General features: G+C 58.1%; 11 protein-coding genes. 4 read left to right on the plus strand and 7 right to left on the minus strand.

Annotation, left to right across the window (positions count from 1 at the left end):
* Window positions 1–88: 88 nt before the first annotated feature.
* Together CU081_RS11475 and CU081_RS11480 are read left to right on the plus strand one after the other, a co-directional pair.
* Window positions 89–631, plus strand: a complete 543-nt coding sequence (locus CU081_RS11475) for a YfaZ family outer membrane protein (protein WP_003859436.1) — start codon at window positions 89–91, stop codon at window positions 629–631.
* A gap of 94 nt (window positions 632–725) precedes the next feature.
* Window positions 726–1,925: a nicotinamide mononucleotide deamidase-related protein YfaY gene (locus CU081_RS11480; RefSeq protein WP_022651527.1), complete on the plus strand. Its 1,200-nt coding sequence runs from the start codon at window positions 726–728 to the stop codon at window positions 1,923–1,925.
* A 31-nt stretch (window positions 1,926–1,956) separates the two neighbouring features.
* Here CU081_RS11480 and glpC read toward each other — a convergent pair whose 3' ends face one another.
* Genes glpC through glpA form a run of 3 tightly spaced genes read right to left on the minus strand, consistent with a single transcriptional unit; the run spans window position 1,957 to window position 5,979 of the window.
* The gene (gene glpC / locus CU081_RS11485) at window positions 1,957–3,147 is read right to left on the minus strand and encodes an anaerobic glycerol-3-phosphate dehydrogenase subunit GlpC (RefSeq protein ID WP_003859431.1); all 1,191 of its coding nucleotides are present in this window, start codon (window positions 3,145–3,147) and stop codon (window positions 1,957–1,959) included.
* On the minus strand, window positions 3,144–4,361 hold the full coding sequence (gene glpB / locus CU081_RS11490) for a glycerol-3-phosphate dehydrogenase subunit GlpB (RefSeq protein ID WP_022651526.1): 1,218 nt from the start codon (window positions 4,359–4,361) through the stop codon (window positions 3,144–3,146). The genes glpC and glpB overlap by 4 nt, the downstream gene beginning before the upstream one ends.
* Window positions 4,351–5,979: an anaerobic glycerol-3-phosphate dehydrogenase subunit A gene (gene glpA, locus CU081_RS11495; RefSeq protein WP_015572285.1), complete on the minus strand. Its 1,629-nt coding sequence runs from the start codon at window positions 5,977–5,979 to the stop codon at window positions 4,351–4,353. The genes glpB and glpA overlap by 11 nt, the downstream gene beginning before the upstream one ends.
* 249 nt (window positions 5,980–6,228) lie before the next feature.
* Between glpA and glpT the strand changes: the two genes are divergently transcribed.
* Both glpT and glpQ read left to right on the plus strand, forming a co-directional pair.
* Window positions 6,229–7,581 carry a glycerol-3-phosphate transporter gene (gene glpT / locus CU081_RS11505; RefSeq protein ID WP_003859423.1) on the plus strand — a complete coding sequence of 451 codons (1,353 nt, stop codon included), beginning with the start codon at window positions 6,229–6,231 and terminating at the stop codon, window positions 7,579–7,581.
* An 11-nt stretch (window positions 7,582–7,592) separates the two neighbouring features.
* On the plus strand, window positions 7,593–8,654 hold the full coding sequence (glpQ, locus tag CU081_RS11510) for a glycerophosphodiester phosphodiesterase (RefSeq protein ID WP_003859421.1): 1,062 nt from the start codon (window positions 7,593–7,595) through the stop codon (window positions 8,652–8,654).
* 83 nt (window positions 8,655–8,737) lie between these two features.
* On the opposite strand, the gene yfaE is transcribed toward glpQ, so the two are convergent.
* The 4 genes from yfaE to ubiG form a co-directional block, all read right to left on the minus strand.
* Window positions 8,738–8,992 (minus strand): class I ribonucleotide reductase maintenance protein YfaE, encoded by a 255-nt coding sequence (yfaE, locus tag CU081_RS11515; RefSeq protein WP_003859419.1) that lies wholly within the window; start codon window positions 8,990–8,992, stop codon window positions 8,738–8,740.
* Window positions 8,992–10,122 (minus strand): class Ia ribonucleoside-diphosphate reductase subunit beta, encoded by a 1,131-nt coding sequence (nrdB, locus tag CU081_RS11520; protein WP_003859417.1) that lies wholly within the window; start codon window positions 10,120–10,122, stop codon window positions 8,992–8,994. Before nrdB ends, yfaE begins: the two co-directional genes overlap by 1 nt.
* Before the next feature lie 108 nt (window positions 10,123–10,230).
* The gene (gene nrdA / locus CU081_RS11525) at window positions 10,231–12,516 is read right to left on the minus strand and encodes a class 1a ribonucleoside-diphosphate reductase subunit alpha (protein WP_003859415.1); all 2,286 of its coding nucleotides are present in this window, start codon (window positions 12,514–12,516) and stop codon (window positions 10,231–10,233) included.
* Window positions 12,517–12,864: 348 nt separating this feature from the next.
* Window positions 12,865–13,593, minus strand: a complete 729-nt coding sequence (gene ubiG, locus CU081_RS11530) for a bifunctional 2-polyprenyl-6-hydroxyphenol methylase/3-demethylubiquinol 3-O-methyltransferase UbiG (RefSeq protein WP_003859413.1) — start codon at window positions 13,591–13,593, stop codon at window positions 12,865–12,867.
* Window positions 13,594–13,607: the final 14 nt, after the last annotated feature.

Consider the following 13,607-nt stretch of genomic DNA (forward strand, 5'->3'; position numbering starts at 1 on the left):
CACGCGGAGTCCATTGATCACACAGGCAGGCAGGTTAAAATCTCGCGGTTTTTGGACATCTCTGAATAAATTGTGCGGGATCACGACAATGAAAAAAGTGGCATTAATGGGCTTAAGCGGCCTGATGTTTGTTTCAGCAGCGGCAAACGCAATTTCCTTCAACGGCTCGGCGGGACAAGATTATACCCATCTGGGCTTCGGTCTTGGCACGGACAGCGCAGGCCTGGCAATGACCGGCGGCTGGACGCATAACGACGACGACGGCGATGCGGCAAGCCTGGGCCTCGGCTTCAACGTGCCGTTGGGTCCCTTCCTGGCGACCGTCGGCGGTAAAGGCATTTACACCAACCCGAACGACGGCGACGAAGGCTACGCGGCGGCAGTGGGCGGCGGCTTGCAGTGGAAAATTGGCGACAGCTTTGGCCTGTTCGGTGAGTACTACTACTCTCCTGATTCCCTCTCCAGCGGCATCGACAGCTATCAGGAAGCTAACGCCGGCGCGCGCTGGACCATCATGCGTCCAATCACCATCGAAGCGGGTTATCGCTATCTGAACCTGGCCGGTAAAGACGGCAACCGCGACAACGCCCTGGCAGACGGCCCGTACGTTGGCGTTAGCGCCGGTTTCTAATCCTCTCGGCGCGGCGTTCAGTCGCGCCAGTTTCTCTCTTCCCCCAGTCTTTGATTGCGCTATAGTGTTTTGACCATTGAAATGGGAGAACACAATGATAAACGTGGAAATGTTATCCACTGGCGACGAAGTGCTTCATGGGCAAATCATTGATACCAATGCCGCCTGGCTCGCCGATCTCTTCTTTGAGCAAGGATTACCGTTAACGCGCCGCAACACCGTAGGTGACAACCTTGAGTCGCTGGTCAACGTTCTGCGCGAGCGCAGCGAACGCTGCGACGTGCTGATTGTGAACGGCGGGCTGGGACCCACCAGCGACGATCTCAGCGCGCTGGCCGCCGCCACGGCCAAAGGCGAAGGCCTGGTCCTGCACGAGGCGTGGCTGGCGCAGATGGAGCGCTTTTTCTCCGGGCGTGGCCGCGTGATGGCCCCCAGCAACCGCAAGCAGGCTGAAATTCCCGCCAGCGCGGAACTGATTGATAACCCGGTCGGCACCGCCTGCGGGTTTGCCGTTCAGTTGAACCGCTGCCTGATGTTCTTCACTCCGGGCGTGCCGTCGGAATTTAAAGTGATGGTCGAGCAGCAGATCCTGCCGCGCCTGCGCGCGCGCTTTACGCTGCCTGAACCGCCGCTGTGCCTGCGTCTGACCACCTTTGGTCGCTCGGAAAGCGATCTTGCTCAGAGCCTCGATCACCTGCAACTGCCTCCCGGCGTGTCGATGGGCTATCGCTCCTCCATGCCGATTATTGAACTGAAGCTGACCGGACCGGCGTCAGAGAAAGCCGCTATGCTGGCACTGTGGCCGGAAGTGCGGCGCGTCGCCGGGGAAAGCCTGATTTTCGAAGGCACGGAAGGGCTACCGGCGCAGATCGCAGCGCATTTGCAGTCCCGCCAGCTGAGCGTGACGTTAAGCGAGCAGTTTACCGGTGGGCTTCTGGCGCTTCAGCTTACCCGGGCGGGTGCGCCGCTGCTGGCCAGTGAAGTGGTGCCGTTCCAGCAGGAGACGCTGGCGCAGACGGCGCGCTGGACATCCGAGCGCAGAGTGAAGCATTTCGCCGGACTGGCGCTGTTTGTGGGCGGGCTGGATGAGGAGCACCTCAACTTTGCCCTGGCAACGCCGGAAGGAACGCACGCCCTGCGCGTCAGGATGAGCATTACCCGCCACAGCCTGGCCGTACGTCAGGAGGTGTGCGCGATGATGGCGCTGAACATGCTGCGCCGCTGGCTGAACGGGAAAGAGGTCGCCAGTGAGCACGGCTGGATCAACGTCGTGGAATCGCTGTTCGTAGAGTGAGAGTGTGCCGGGGCAGTGTCCCCGGCAACGGTTACGCCAGCGCTTTTGCCAGCAAGGTAATGGGATGTTCACAGCGTTTGCTGGTGGACATCTCGATCTGCCACTTGCAGGTTTCACAGTCCGTCACCACGATATCTGCGCCGCTCTCTTCAATCTGCCGGAACAGCGGCGCGCCAATGGCCTGTGACGTTGGGTAGTTTTCACGCTTGAATCCGTAGGTGCCAGCGATGCCGCAGCAGCGTGAGTCCAGCACCGTCAGCTCCAGCCCCGGGATCAGCCGCAGCAGCTCAAGCGTATAGATCGACCAGCCCATCTTCTCCATATGACATGGCGTGTGATACACCACCTTCAGCGGCAATTTGCCCAGCGGTAACGTCTGCCCGCTGTCCAGCTTGCGCCAGAGAAAACGGGTCGCCAGCTCAATGTGCTCGCGCAGGCCGGTGTTATCCACATCCAGCAGATGCGGATATTCATCGCGCAGCGTGAAGGTACAGGTTGATGACGTCGCCAGTACCGGTATCCCTTTGTCGACGATCGCCTCACGTAAAGAGGTGACGTTGCTGCTCGCCTGCTTGCGCGCTTTGTCGATGAAACCGTTGGCAATCAGCGGAACGCCGCAGCACTTTTCTTTGCTCAGCAGCTGAACGCCCGTCCCCATGGCGTTCAGCACTTTCAGCAGGTCTTTTCCCAGCTGCGGATGGTTGTAGTTCACGTAGCAGCCGTGGAAGAAGGCGACCTGCTCAGCGAACTGCGCCTGTTCTGCCGCCACGGATTTATACCAGCGGCGGAAGGTGCCGTGAGAATATTTCGGCAGACTGCGGTGATGGTCGATTTTGAGCGTCGCATCCAGCAGCCTGCGCACCGGCTTCAGGGCGGTGGCGGCATTGACGACCGGTGCGAAAGGCGTCGAGAGGCTGCCCATTAGATCGGTGTGGCTCAGTATCGCGTCACGCAGCGTCGGTTTTTTCGTACTGTAGCGGGCGCGGGCGCGCTGGATGATATCGCCTATTTTCACGTCCGACGGGCAGGCAACTTCGCAGCGTTTGCAGTTGATGCAGTATTTCAGCGCCTCGTCGTAGAGCGCGCCATCCTTCAGGCGCAGACGCTCCCCGTCGGGACCGGCCTGTTTCGGGCCGGGATAGCGCGGATCGACGCCGCTGACCGGGCAAACCGTGGTGCAGACCGTGCATTTGATACAGCTTTCAAATCGGGTGTCGTTCATTGTGCTCTCTCCCTGCGCTGGATAATCTGCTCCGCGACATGCAGCGCGGTGACGGCGCAGACGCCGCCACCGCAGCCCTGCGCCACGGGATCGTACCCGCCCAGAACCGAGCCGATGGCGTAAAGATTTTCAACCGGTTCCCCGCCCAGCCGCGGGCGCAGTTGGCTGTCGACGATCACGCCGAACTGCTGCCAGGGCTGCGGGGTGAAGAAATCGCTTTGATACCAGTCCGCGCGGGAAGCGCTTTGCCGGACATCCAGCCCGAGTATTGCCTCACGCACGCCATCCCGGCTGCTCAGCAGACCGTTACTGAAGAAACTGCCGCTTGCCAGCACCGTAAAGCGTGCGCGAAGCGGGATGTCGCCGTGGTTGCGGGTCCAGATTTCGCTTACCGCGCCCTCAGCCAGGGTGATTTTTTTCACCTCGTCGCCTGCCATCCAGACGCCACCCTGGGCAACAAACTGACGCTGAAGCTGGGTGTGCAGACGAATGCCGGGCACGGAAGGGGGGAGCGTCGGCAGTAAACCGAGCGTACAGGGCAGGCGCGCCGAGAGCCAGCGCCAGAGCCGGTTGTCCGTTAAGCCAAAACAGGCGGGCATAAACAGGGCGTCGCAGGTCTCGCCGAGCGGTTGAAGCGCCGCGTACAGCTGCGGCCAGTAACTTTCATTATCCAGCAGGCGGGCAATGTTCACCGCACGAAACTCGCTGGGGTTTTCGCGCAGCACGTCGAGTTCGGGGAGAACAATCTCCGCCGTATCCACCTGAACACCCTGCTGTCTGAGAGACGCGGCGGCCAGATGTGGCTGGAAATCGAGGAAGCCGCTGATCCCCACCACCCGCACGCGCTCGGCAGCGATGGGAGCGACAGGCACCTCTTCCGGGCTAAGCCAGGCGGCGCGCAGGGTGCCGAGTGGCGTGACGCGCTGATGGTTTTGCTCGGCGTCACCCTGCATGCGTGCACCGCAGGTGGTGAGCAGGTGTTCGGTTTCGCAGGCAAAGCGGGCCATATTCTCTGCGCCCGTCAGGCGGTAGGGATGTTCAGGCGGCAGATCGGCGAACGATAGCGCGCCCAGTAAATCCAGCGAGCCGGAGGAGAAGTGCAGAGCACTCTGACCGCGAGTGACAATGGCGCAGCGCAGACCCCGCTGCGTCAGTTTGAGGCCGCACAGCAGGCCCGCCAGCCCCCCACCCACAATCACGGTATCAAATTTCATGGTTGTGCTCCTTCTCCAGACCGCAAAGCCCCTGATAGACCCAGCGGGTAAATTCGCTTTCGCGCAGGGCATCGCCCCAGGCGACGGGCTGAATGCCTTTCCAGCGCTCGTTTAAAAAATCGCTGAGTTGGGCAAGCGACTGGGTTGACGTGGTGGCGTGAAAACGTTGCAGCAGCCCGGCGGCACGGCAGGCGCACAGCTCGCCCTGACAGGTGCCCATCCCGACGCGCGTGCGGCGGCGTAAATCGAGCAGGTTGTTCACCGTCAGGTTTTCCACGGCATACTGCACCTCGCCTGCGGTCACGGCTTCGCATTCGCACACCAGGCTGCGGCTGAGTCGCCCTTCACCGAGCCAGGTCGGGGTGCGGTCGCCGTGGCGGTAAATAGCCGAACCGCGAAGCGGGGCAGGGAGTGAAATGATTTTGTGCAGCGTTTTTTCTGTCGATTGCTGCGAGCCGGGCAGGGCCTGTTCCGCCGTCACGCACGGCGCGGTGTTGCCGAGCTTACGGCAGACGGCATCGGTGGCCCATTGGGCCATCAGCCGGTAGGTCATCAGCTTGCCGCCGGTAATGGTGATAAACCCGTCCATGCCGTCGCGTTCGGCGTGATCGAGCAGCACGATGCCGCGGCTGACGTTACGCCCGCTCGGATCGTTATCGCTGGCGACGAGGGGACGCACGCCCGCGTAGGCACGCAGAATACGCGTCTGCGCCATCACCGGGGCCAGCTTTTCCCCTTCGCGCAGCAGGATATCCACCTCTTCAGCGGTGACGCGGTTGTAATCAATTTCGCTGTAGTCCACATGCATTGAGGTCGTGCCGATTAACGAAATGGTGTCCCCCGGCACGAGGATATCGGCGTCAGACGGTTTACGGCAGCGGTTGATGACATGGTTATTGATGCGGTGGTCGAGGATCAGCAGCGAGCCTTTCGCCGGGAACATGCGCACCGACAGGTCCGCGTATTCCGCGATGCGCTGGCCCCAGATCCCCGCCGCGTTGACCACGACGGCGGCATACAGCTCGCGGTGTTCGTTGTACTGCGCATCAAACACGCGCACTCCGCGCACGGTATTCCCTTCGCGAATAAGCCCGGTGACGTGATGCCCGGTCAGGATCTGGGCGCCATGTTCCCGCGCGTCGAGCATATTGGCGGCGGTCAGGCGGAAAGGATCAACGGTTCCGTCCGGTACTTTTACCGCGCCCAGTAACGCCGGGTTTACCGAGGGTTCAAGACGGCGCGCCTGCGCAGGATCGATCGCCTCGGCCTGAATGCCTGCCGCCGTGCAGGCGGTGATAAAGGTTTGCTGAAAGCCGAGGTCGTCTTCTGGAAGGGTGATAAAAAGACCGTTGGTCGGTTCAACGCAGTGGCGGGCGATGCGCCTGAGGATCTGGTTTTCAGCGATACACTCGCGCGCTGACTCAGCGTCAGTGACCGCATAGCGGGCGCCGCTGTGCAACAGACCGTGGTTACGTCCCGTCGCGCCGGTGGCGATATCGTGGCGTTCCAGAAGCGTGACGCTCAATCCCCGCAGGGCGCAGTCGCGTGCGATGCCGGCACCCGTCGCGCCACCGCCAATGATAATCACATCGCTGAAGCGTGGATCGTGAATTGTCATTGCCTTTCCTCTATGTTCGTTTTTTTGCATTTAGCCACATTGATCGTGTGGTTTGTTTGATTTCGAACACAAACGCGCGAAATTCGAAAGTGAAACGTGATTTCATGCGCTTTTTTGCGCATTCTGTCATATTTCTGTAACAATCTGTGCGTTGATTCACAGTAACATTCACCGTGATTTCTTAACATCGCCGCCTCTGTAGCCGGGCGCGAGATGCCCGGTCATTTTTGAAAGGCCACGGAGGCTGTTATGCTCAGTATCTTTAAACCTGCGCCACATCGGGCGCGACTGCCAGAGGCAGAGATTGATCCTCTCTACCGCCGTCTGCGTTGGCAAATTTTCCTCGGGATCTTCTTCGGGTATGCGGCGTACTATCTGGTACGTAAAAACTTTGCGCTCGCCATGCCGTACCTGGTGGAGCAGGGCTTCTCTCGCGGCGATCTGGGATTTGCGCTGTCGGGGATCTCCATCGCGTACGGTTTTTCAAAGTTCATTATGGGGTCGGTGTCGGATCGTTCGAATCCGCGCGTGTTCCTGCCCGCCGGTCTGATCCTCGCGGCAGCGGTGATGCTGTTCATGGGCTTTGTGCCGTGGGCGACCTCAAGCATTGCCATCATGTTCGTGCTGCTGTTCCTCTGCGGCTGGTTCCAGGGGATGGGATGGCCGCCATGCGGACGCACCATGGTTCACTGGTGGTCACAGAAAGAGCGTGGTGGAATTGTATCGGTCTGGAACTGTGCGCATAACGTCGGGGGCGGGCTTCCGCCGCTGCTGTTCCTGCTGGGGATGGCCTGGTTCAACGACTGGCATGCCGCGCTCTATATGCCAGCCTTTGGCGCCATTCTGGTGGCGATTATCGCCTTCGCTCTGATGCGCGACACCCCACAGTCCTGCGGCCTGCCGCCGATCGAAGAGTATAAAAACGACTACCCGGATGATTACAGCGAGAAGCACGAAGAAGAGCTGACGGCAAAGCAGATCTTCATGAAGTACGTGCTGCCGAACAAGCTGCTGTGGTACATCGCGGTGGCGAACGTGTTTGTCTACCTGCTGCGTTACGGCATCCTCGACTGGTCCCCGACTTACCTGAAAGAGGTGAAGCATTTCGCGCTGGATAAATCTTCCTGGGCCTATTTCCTGTATGAATACGCGGGCATTCCCGGCACGCTGATCTGCGGCTGGATGTCGGACAAAGTGTTTAAGGGCAACCGTGGGGCAACGGGCGTGTTCTTTATGACGCTGGTGACCATCGCGACGGTCGTTTACTGGCTTAACCCGCCGGGTAATCCGGGTGTGGATATGGCCTGTATGATCGTCATCGGCTTCCTGATTTATGGTCCGGTTATGCTGATCGGCCTGCACGCGCTGGAGCTGGCACCGAAGAAAGCGGCAGGCACGGCTGCGGGCTTTACCGGTCTGTTCGGCTATCTCGGCGGTTCGGTCGCGGCGAGCGCCATTGTGGGCTATACCGTTGACTTCTTCGGCTGGGACGGCGGCTTTATGGTGATGATCGGCGGAAGCGTGCTGGCGGTACTGCTGCTGGTTGTTGTGATGATTGGTGAAAAACGTCACCACGCCGAAGTACTGGCGCGTCGTCAATAAGGAGCATTGCGATGAAATTAACTCAGTTAGCAACCGGCCTGCTGCTGGCGGGCCTGATGACAGGCTCCGCGCTGGCGGCAGATAAGATCGTGATCGCCCACCGTGGCGCCAGCGGTTATCTGCCGGAGCATACGCTGCCGGCAAAAGCGATGGCCTATGCCCAGGGCGCGGATTATCTGGAGCAGGATCTGGTGATGACGAAGGACGACCAGCTGGTCGTTCTGCATGACCACTATCTTGACCGCGTCACGGACGTGGCAGAGCGTTTCCCGGATCGCGCCCGTAAAGATGGTCGCTACTACGCTATCGACTTCACGCTGGCGGAGATCCGCTCGCTGAAGTTTACCGAGGGCTTCGAGATTGAAAACGGTAAGAAGGTACAGGTCTATCCAGGACGTTTCCCGATGGGCAAGTCTGACTTCCGTATTCACACCTTCGAAGAGGAGATCGAGTTTGTTCAGGGGGTGAACCACTCGACAGGAAAAAATATCGGTATCTACCCGGAAATCAAAGCGCCGTGGTTCCACCATCAGGAAGGGAAGGACATTGCCGCGAAGACGCTGGAGGTACTGAAAAAGTACGGCTACACCAGCAAGCAGGATAAGGTTTTCCTGCAATGTTTCGATGCCGCGGAACTGAAGCGCATCAAAACTGAGCTGGAGCCGAAGATGGGGATGGATCTCAATCTGGTGCAGCTGATTGCCTATACCGACTGGAATGAAACTCAGGAAAAACAGCCGGACGGGAAGTGGGTGAACTACAGCTACGACTGGATGTTTAAGCCGGGCGCGATGAAGCAGATTGCGCAGTACGCCGACGGCATCGGGCCGGATTACCACATGCTGGTGGCGGAAGGCTCAACGCCGGGTCACGTGAAGCTGACGGCGATGGTGAAAGAGGCGCATGCGAGCAAGATGCAGGTGCATCCGTATACCGTACGCGCAGACCAGCTGCCGGAGTATGCGACGGACGTGAATCAGCTTTACGACGTGCTGTATAACCAGGCGGATGTGGACGGGTTGTTTACGGATTTCCCGGATAAAGCGGTGAGCTTTTTGAAGGATAAACGCTGAAATTGCCGGGTGGCGGCTGCGCCTTACCCGGCCTACGAACTGCGGTTTTGTAGGTCGGGTAAGCGAAGCGCCACCCGACATAATCACATCTCGATCTCTATATCGCCTTTTGCCCGGCAGCAGCAGGGCAAAATTTCCCCTTCACTGATAAAGGCCAGCGGTTCGGTCAGCCAGTCCACCTGGCCTGCGACCAGACGGCAGCGGCAGGAACCGCAATAGCCTTCACGACACTGGTACTCTACCTCAACCTGATGCGCTTCAAGCGCCACCAGCAGAGAAGGATGCTCTTCCTGGCACAACACCTCTGTACCAGAAAGGCTCAGCGTTACGCGGCTCATCAGAGCTGGAAGTCGCTCAGGTCGTCGGTGTTGACTTCAGAGTCAATCTGACCGACCAGATAAGAACTCACTTCCACTTCCTGCGGCGCAACCTGCACGTTATCGGACACCAGCCAGGTATTGATCCACGGAATTGGGTTAGAGCGCGTCTGGAATGGCAGATCGAGACCCACAGCCTGCATGCGGATGTTAGTGATGTACTCCACGTACTGGCACAGAATGTCTTTGTTCAGGCCAATCATGGAGCCGTCGCGGAACAGGTAGTCTGCCCACTCTTTCTCCTGCTGGGCGGCCTGCAAGAACAGGTCGTAGCACTCCTGTTTGCACTCTTCGGCGATTTCCGCCATCTCCGGGTCGTCCGCACCGCTGCGCAGCAGGTTTAGCATATGCTGGGTGCCGGTCAGGTGCAGGGCTTCGTCACGGGCGATCAGACGGATAATTTTGGCGTTACCTTCCATCAGCTTGCGCTCGGCAAACGCGAAGGAGCAGGCGAAGCTCACGTAGAAGCGGATTGCTTCCAGCGCGTTGACGCTCATCAGGCACAGATAGAGCTGCTTTTTCAGGGCCCGCAGGTTTACGGTAACGGTTTTGCCGTTCACGTTATGCGTGCCTTCGCCCAGCAGATGCCAGTAGCTGGTCATCTCGATCAGCTCGTCGTAGTAGTGCGCAATGCCTTCGGCGCGCTTCTGGATCTGTTCGTTGGTGACGATATCGTCAAACACCACCGCCGGATCGTTCACAATGTTGCGGATGATGTGGGTGTAAGAGCGGGAGTGGATCGTCTCGGAGAACGCCCAGGTTTCTACCCAGGTTTCCAGCTCAGGAATCGAGATTAGCGGCAGCAGCGCCACGTTCGGACTACGTCCCTGAATGGAGTCCAGCAGCGTCTGGTACTTCAGGTTGCTGAGGAAGATGTGCTTTTCGTGTTCCGGCAGCGCCTGGAAATCGATACGGTCGCGGGAAACGTCAACTTCTTCCGGACGCCAGAAGAAGGAGAGTTGCTTTTCAATCAGCTTTTCGAAGATGTCATATTTTTGCTGATCGTAGCGTGCCACGTTGACCGGCTGGCCGAAGAACATCGGCTCTTTGAGCTGGTCGTTTTTCGTATGTGAAAAGGTGGTATATGCCATTGCGGTGAGTCCTGTGGTGTTATTTCCCCTCACCCCGGCCCTCTCCCACAGGGAGAGGGGGAAAGAGTTCCCTCTCCCTGTGGGAGAGGGTTAGGGTGAGGGAATTTATTAGATCTTACATGCGCCGCTTTCGCAGCCATCGTCCTGAATTGACGGCGCCAGGTCGTCCTGGGCGTCTTCCGCACCATCACGGGTGTTGTGATAGTACAGCGTTTTCACGCCAAATTTGTAGGCTGTCAGCAGGTCCTTCAACAGCTGCTGCATCGGTACCTTGCCGGACGGGAAGCGCGTCGGGTCGTAGTTGGTATTGGCAGAGATCGACTGGTCGATAAACTTCTGCATGATACCCACCAGTTGGAGGTAGCCGTCGTTGTTTGGCATTTCCCACAGCAGCTCGTAGTTGTCACCCAGCGTTTCGTAATCCGGTACCACCTGACGCAGCACGCCGTCTTTCGACGCTTTAATGCTGACGTGCCCGCGCGGTGGCTCAATACCGTTAGTGGCGTTGGAGATCTGCGAAGAGGTCTCGGACGGCATCAGGGCAGAGAGCGTGGAGTTACGCAGGCCGTGAGTTTTAATGGACTCGCGCAGGCCTTCCCAGTCGAGGTGCAGCGGCTCGCTGACGATCGCATCCAGGTCTTTTTTATAGGTGTCGATCGGCAGAATGCCTTTCGCGTAAGTGGTTTCGTTGAACCACGGGCACGCGCCTTGCTCTTTCGCCAGCTCGTTAGAGGCTTTCATCAGGTAGTACTGGATCGCTTCGAACGTCTGGTGCGTCAGATTGTTGGCGCTGCCGTCAGAGTAACGCTTGCCGTTTTTCGCCAGCCAGTAGGCGAAGTTGATTACGCCGATACCTAAAGTGCGACGACCCATTGCGCCGCGTTTTGCCGCCGGGATTGGGTAATCCTGGTAGTCCAGCAGGGCGTCGAGGGCACGAACAGCCAGCACCGCCAGCTCTTCCAGCTCGTCCAGGCTCTTAATCGCACCCAGGTTGAACGCAGAGAGCGTACACAGCGCGATTTCGCCGTTTTCGTCGTTCACATCGTCCAGCGGTTTGGTCGGCAGGGCGATCTCCAGGCACAGGTTGGACTGGCGCACTGGCGCAACCACCGGATCGAACGGGCTGTGGGTGTTGCAGTGGTCAACGTTCTGGATGTAGATACGGCCGGTAGAAGCACGTTCCTGCATCATCAGGGAGAACAGATCGACCGCCTTCACGCGCTGCTTACGGATGCTGTCGTCTTTTTCATATTTGGTGTACAGACGCTCGAACTCATCCTGATCGGCGAAGAACGCGTCATACAGGCCCGGGACGTCGGACGGGCTGAACAGGGTGATGTCTTCCCCTTTCAGCAGGCGGGTGTACATCAGCTTGTTGATCTGCACGCCGTAGTCCATGTGACGCACGCGGTTGCCTTCCACGCCGCGGTTGTTCTTCAGAACCAGCAGGCTTTCCACTTCCAGGTGCCACATCGGGTAGAACAGGGTCGCAGCGCCACCGCGCACGCCGCCCTGAGAGCAGGATTTTACTGCCGTCTGGAAGTGCTTGTAGAACGGGATACAGCCGGTGTGGAACGCTTCACCGCCGCGGATCGGGCTGCCAAGCGCACGGATACGACCGGCGTTGATGCCGATACCGGCACGCTGGGAAACGTATTTCACGATGGCGCTGGAAGTCGCGTTGATGGAATCCAGGCTGTCACCGCACTCGATCAGAACGCAGGAGCTGAACTGACGGGTAGGGGTGCGCACGCCAGACATGATTGGCGTAGGCAGAGAAATCTTGAACGTAGAGACCGCATCGTAGAAACGCTTCACGTAGTCCAGACGGGTTTCGCGTGGATAATTAGAGAACAGGCAGGCGGCCACCAGAATATAGAGGAACTGGGCGCTTTCGTAGATCTCACCGGTTACACGGTTCTGAACCAGGTATTTGCCTTCGAGCTGCTTCACCGCCGCGTAGGAGAAGTTCATGTCGCGCCAGTGATCGATAAACCCGTTCATCTGCTCGAACTCTTCTTCCGTATAGTCTTCCAGCAGATGCGTGTCGTATTTGCCCAGCTCAACCATTTTCACTACGTGATCGTAAAGCTTCGGCGGCTCGAACTGACCGTAGGCTTTTTTACGCAGGTGGAAAATCGCCAGACGCGCAGCGAGGTACTGATAATCCGGTGCGTCGCGGGAGATCAGATCTGCCGCTGCTTTGATAATGGTTTCGTGGATATCAGACGTTTTGATGCCGTCGTAGAACTGAATGTGAGAACGCAGTTCAACCTGGGAGATAGATACGTTGTTCAGTCCTTCTGCTGCCCAGTCGAGAACTCGATGGATTTTGTCCAGATTGATACGCTCGGTGGTACCGTCGCGCTTTGTCACCAGCAGACTCTGATTCATGTGGGTTTTTACCTGTCCGTGAAATAAAAAATATCCCCCGCTTATCCACAGACCCGTCTTGTGACTAACTCTGTGGATAAATACTACATATAGGGGTTTTGCGATAAGAAGAACGCTATATGGTGAGTATTCTAGTAAGGATTCTTTTCAGTACAAGGGTTGATTTTGACGTTAAATTGAGGTTGTGAAAGGGTAAAAAAGGCTAAGTCCTCGTGCCGTAAGGCCTGGAAGAGATGTCAATAATTAAGAAAAAAAATTCAAAATTTGATCGAGTGCTGATTTCTTCAACGGGAGGTCAGAATTGCGCAACATGATGTCGCGCAATCTTTATAAGAATAACGAATGACGTTAGTCGTTTTTGGCGGTTGTGTGCAACATATAGTTAACATCCACACCTGGGGCAAGTTTGAATTTATCGGTCAACGGGTTGTAGTGCAGGCCCGTCATGTGCTGCTCCTTAAGCCATGTCTGGTCAACCCAGCCCAGCAGTTCGGCAGGCTTGATGAACTTCTTCACGTCGTGCGTCCCTTTCGGCACCATGCGCAGCACATATTCCGCGCCTACCACGGCCATCAGCCAGGCTTTGCCGTTGCGGTTGATGGTCGAGAAGAAGACCTGTCCACCCGGTTTCACCAGGTTTGCACAGGCGCTGACGACCGACTGCGGATCGGGAACGTGCTCCAGCATCTCCATGCAGGTCACCACGTCATACTGGTGCGCATGTTTTGCCGCGTGCTCTTCCACGGTTTCCTGAACGTATTCTACCTGTATGCCGGACTCCAGCGCATGAAGACGCGCAACCTGTAGAGGTTCGAAGCCCATGTCCAGACCGGTGACGGTGGCCCCTTCACGCGCCATACTTTCCGCCAGGATGCCGCCGCCGCAGCCGACGTCGAGCACTTTCTTACCGAACAGACCGCCGGAACGCTCCGCGATATAGCCCAGACGCAGCGGGTTAATGCGATGCAGAGGTTTGAACTCACCTTCGAGATCCCACCAGCGGGACGCCACCGCTTCAAATTTGGCAATCTCTTCGTGGTCAACGTTGTGAGCCACCGGGGATTTTTCGGCATTCATGGGCGCTTTTACTC

This window comes from Enterobacter sp. CRENT-193 (genome assembly GCF_002787395.1).
In the GTDB taxonomy this organism is placed as follows: Bacteria; Pseudomonadota; Gammaproteobacteria; order Enterobacterales; family Enterobacteriaceae; genus Enterobacter; species Enterobacter hormaechei_C.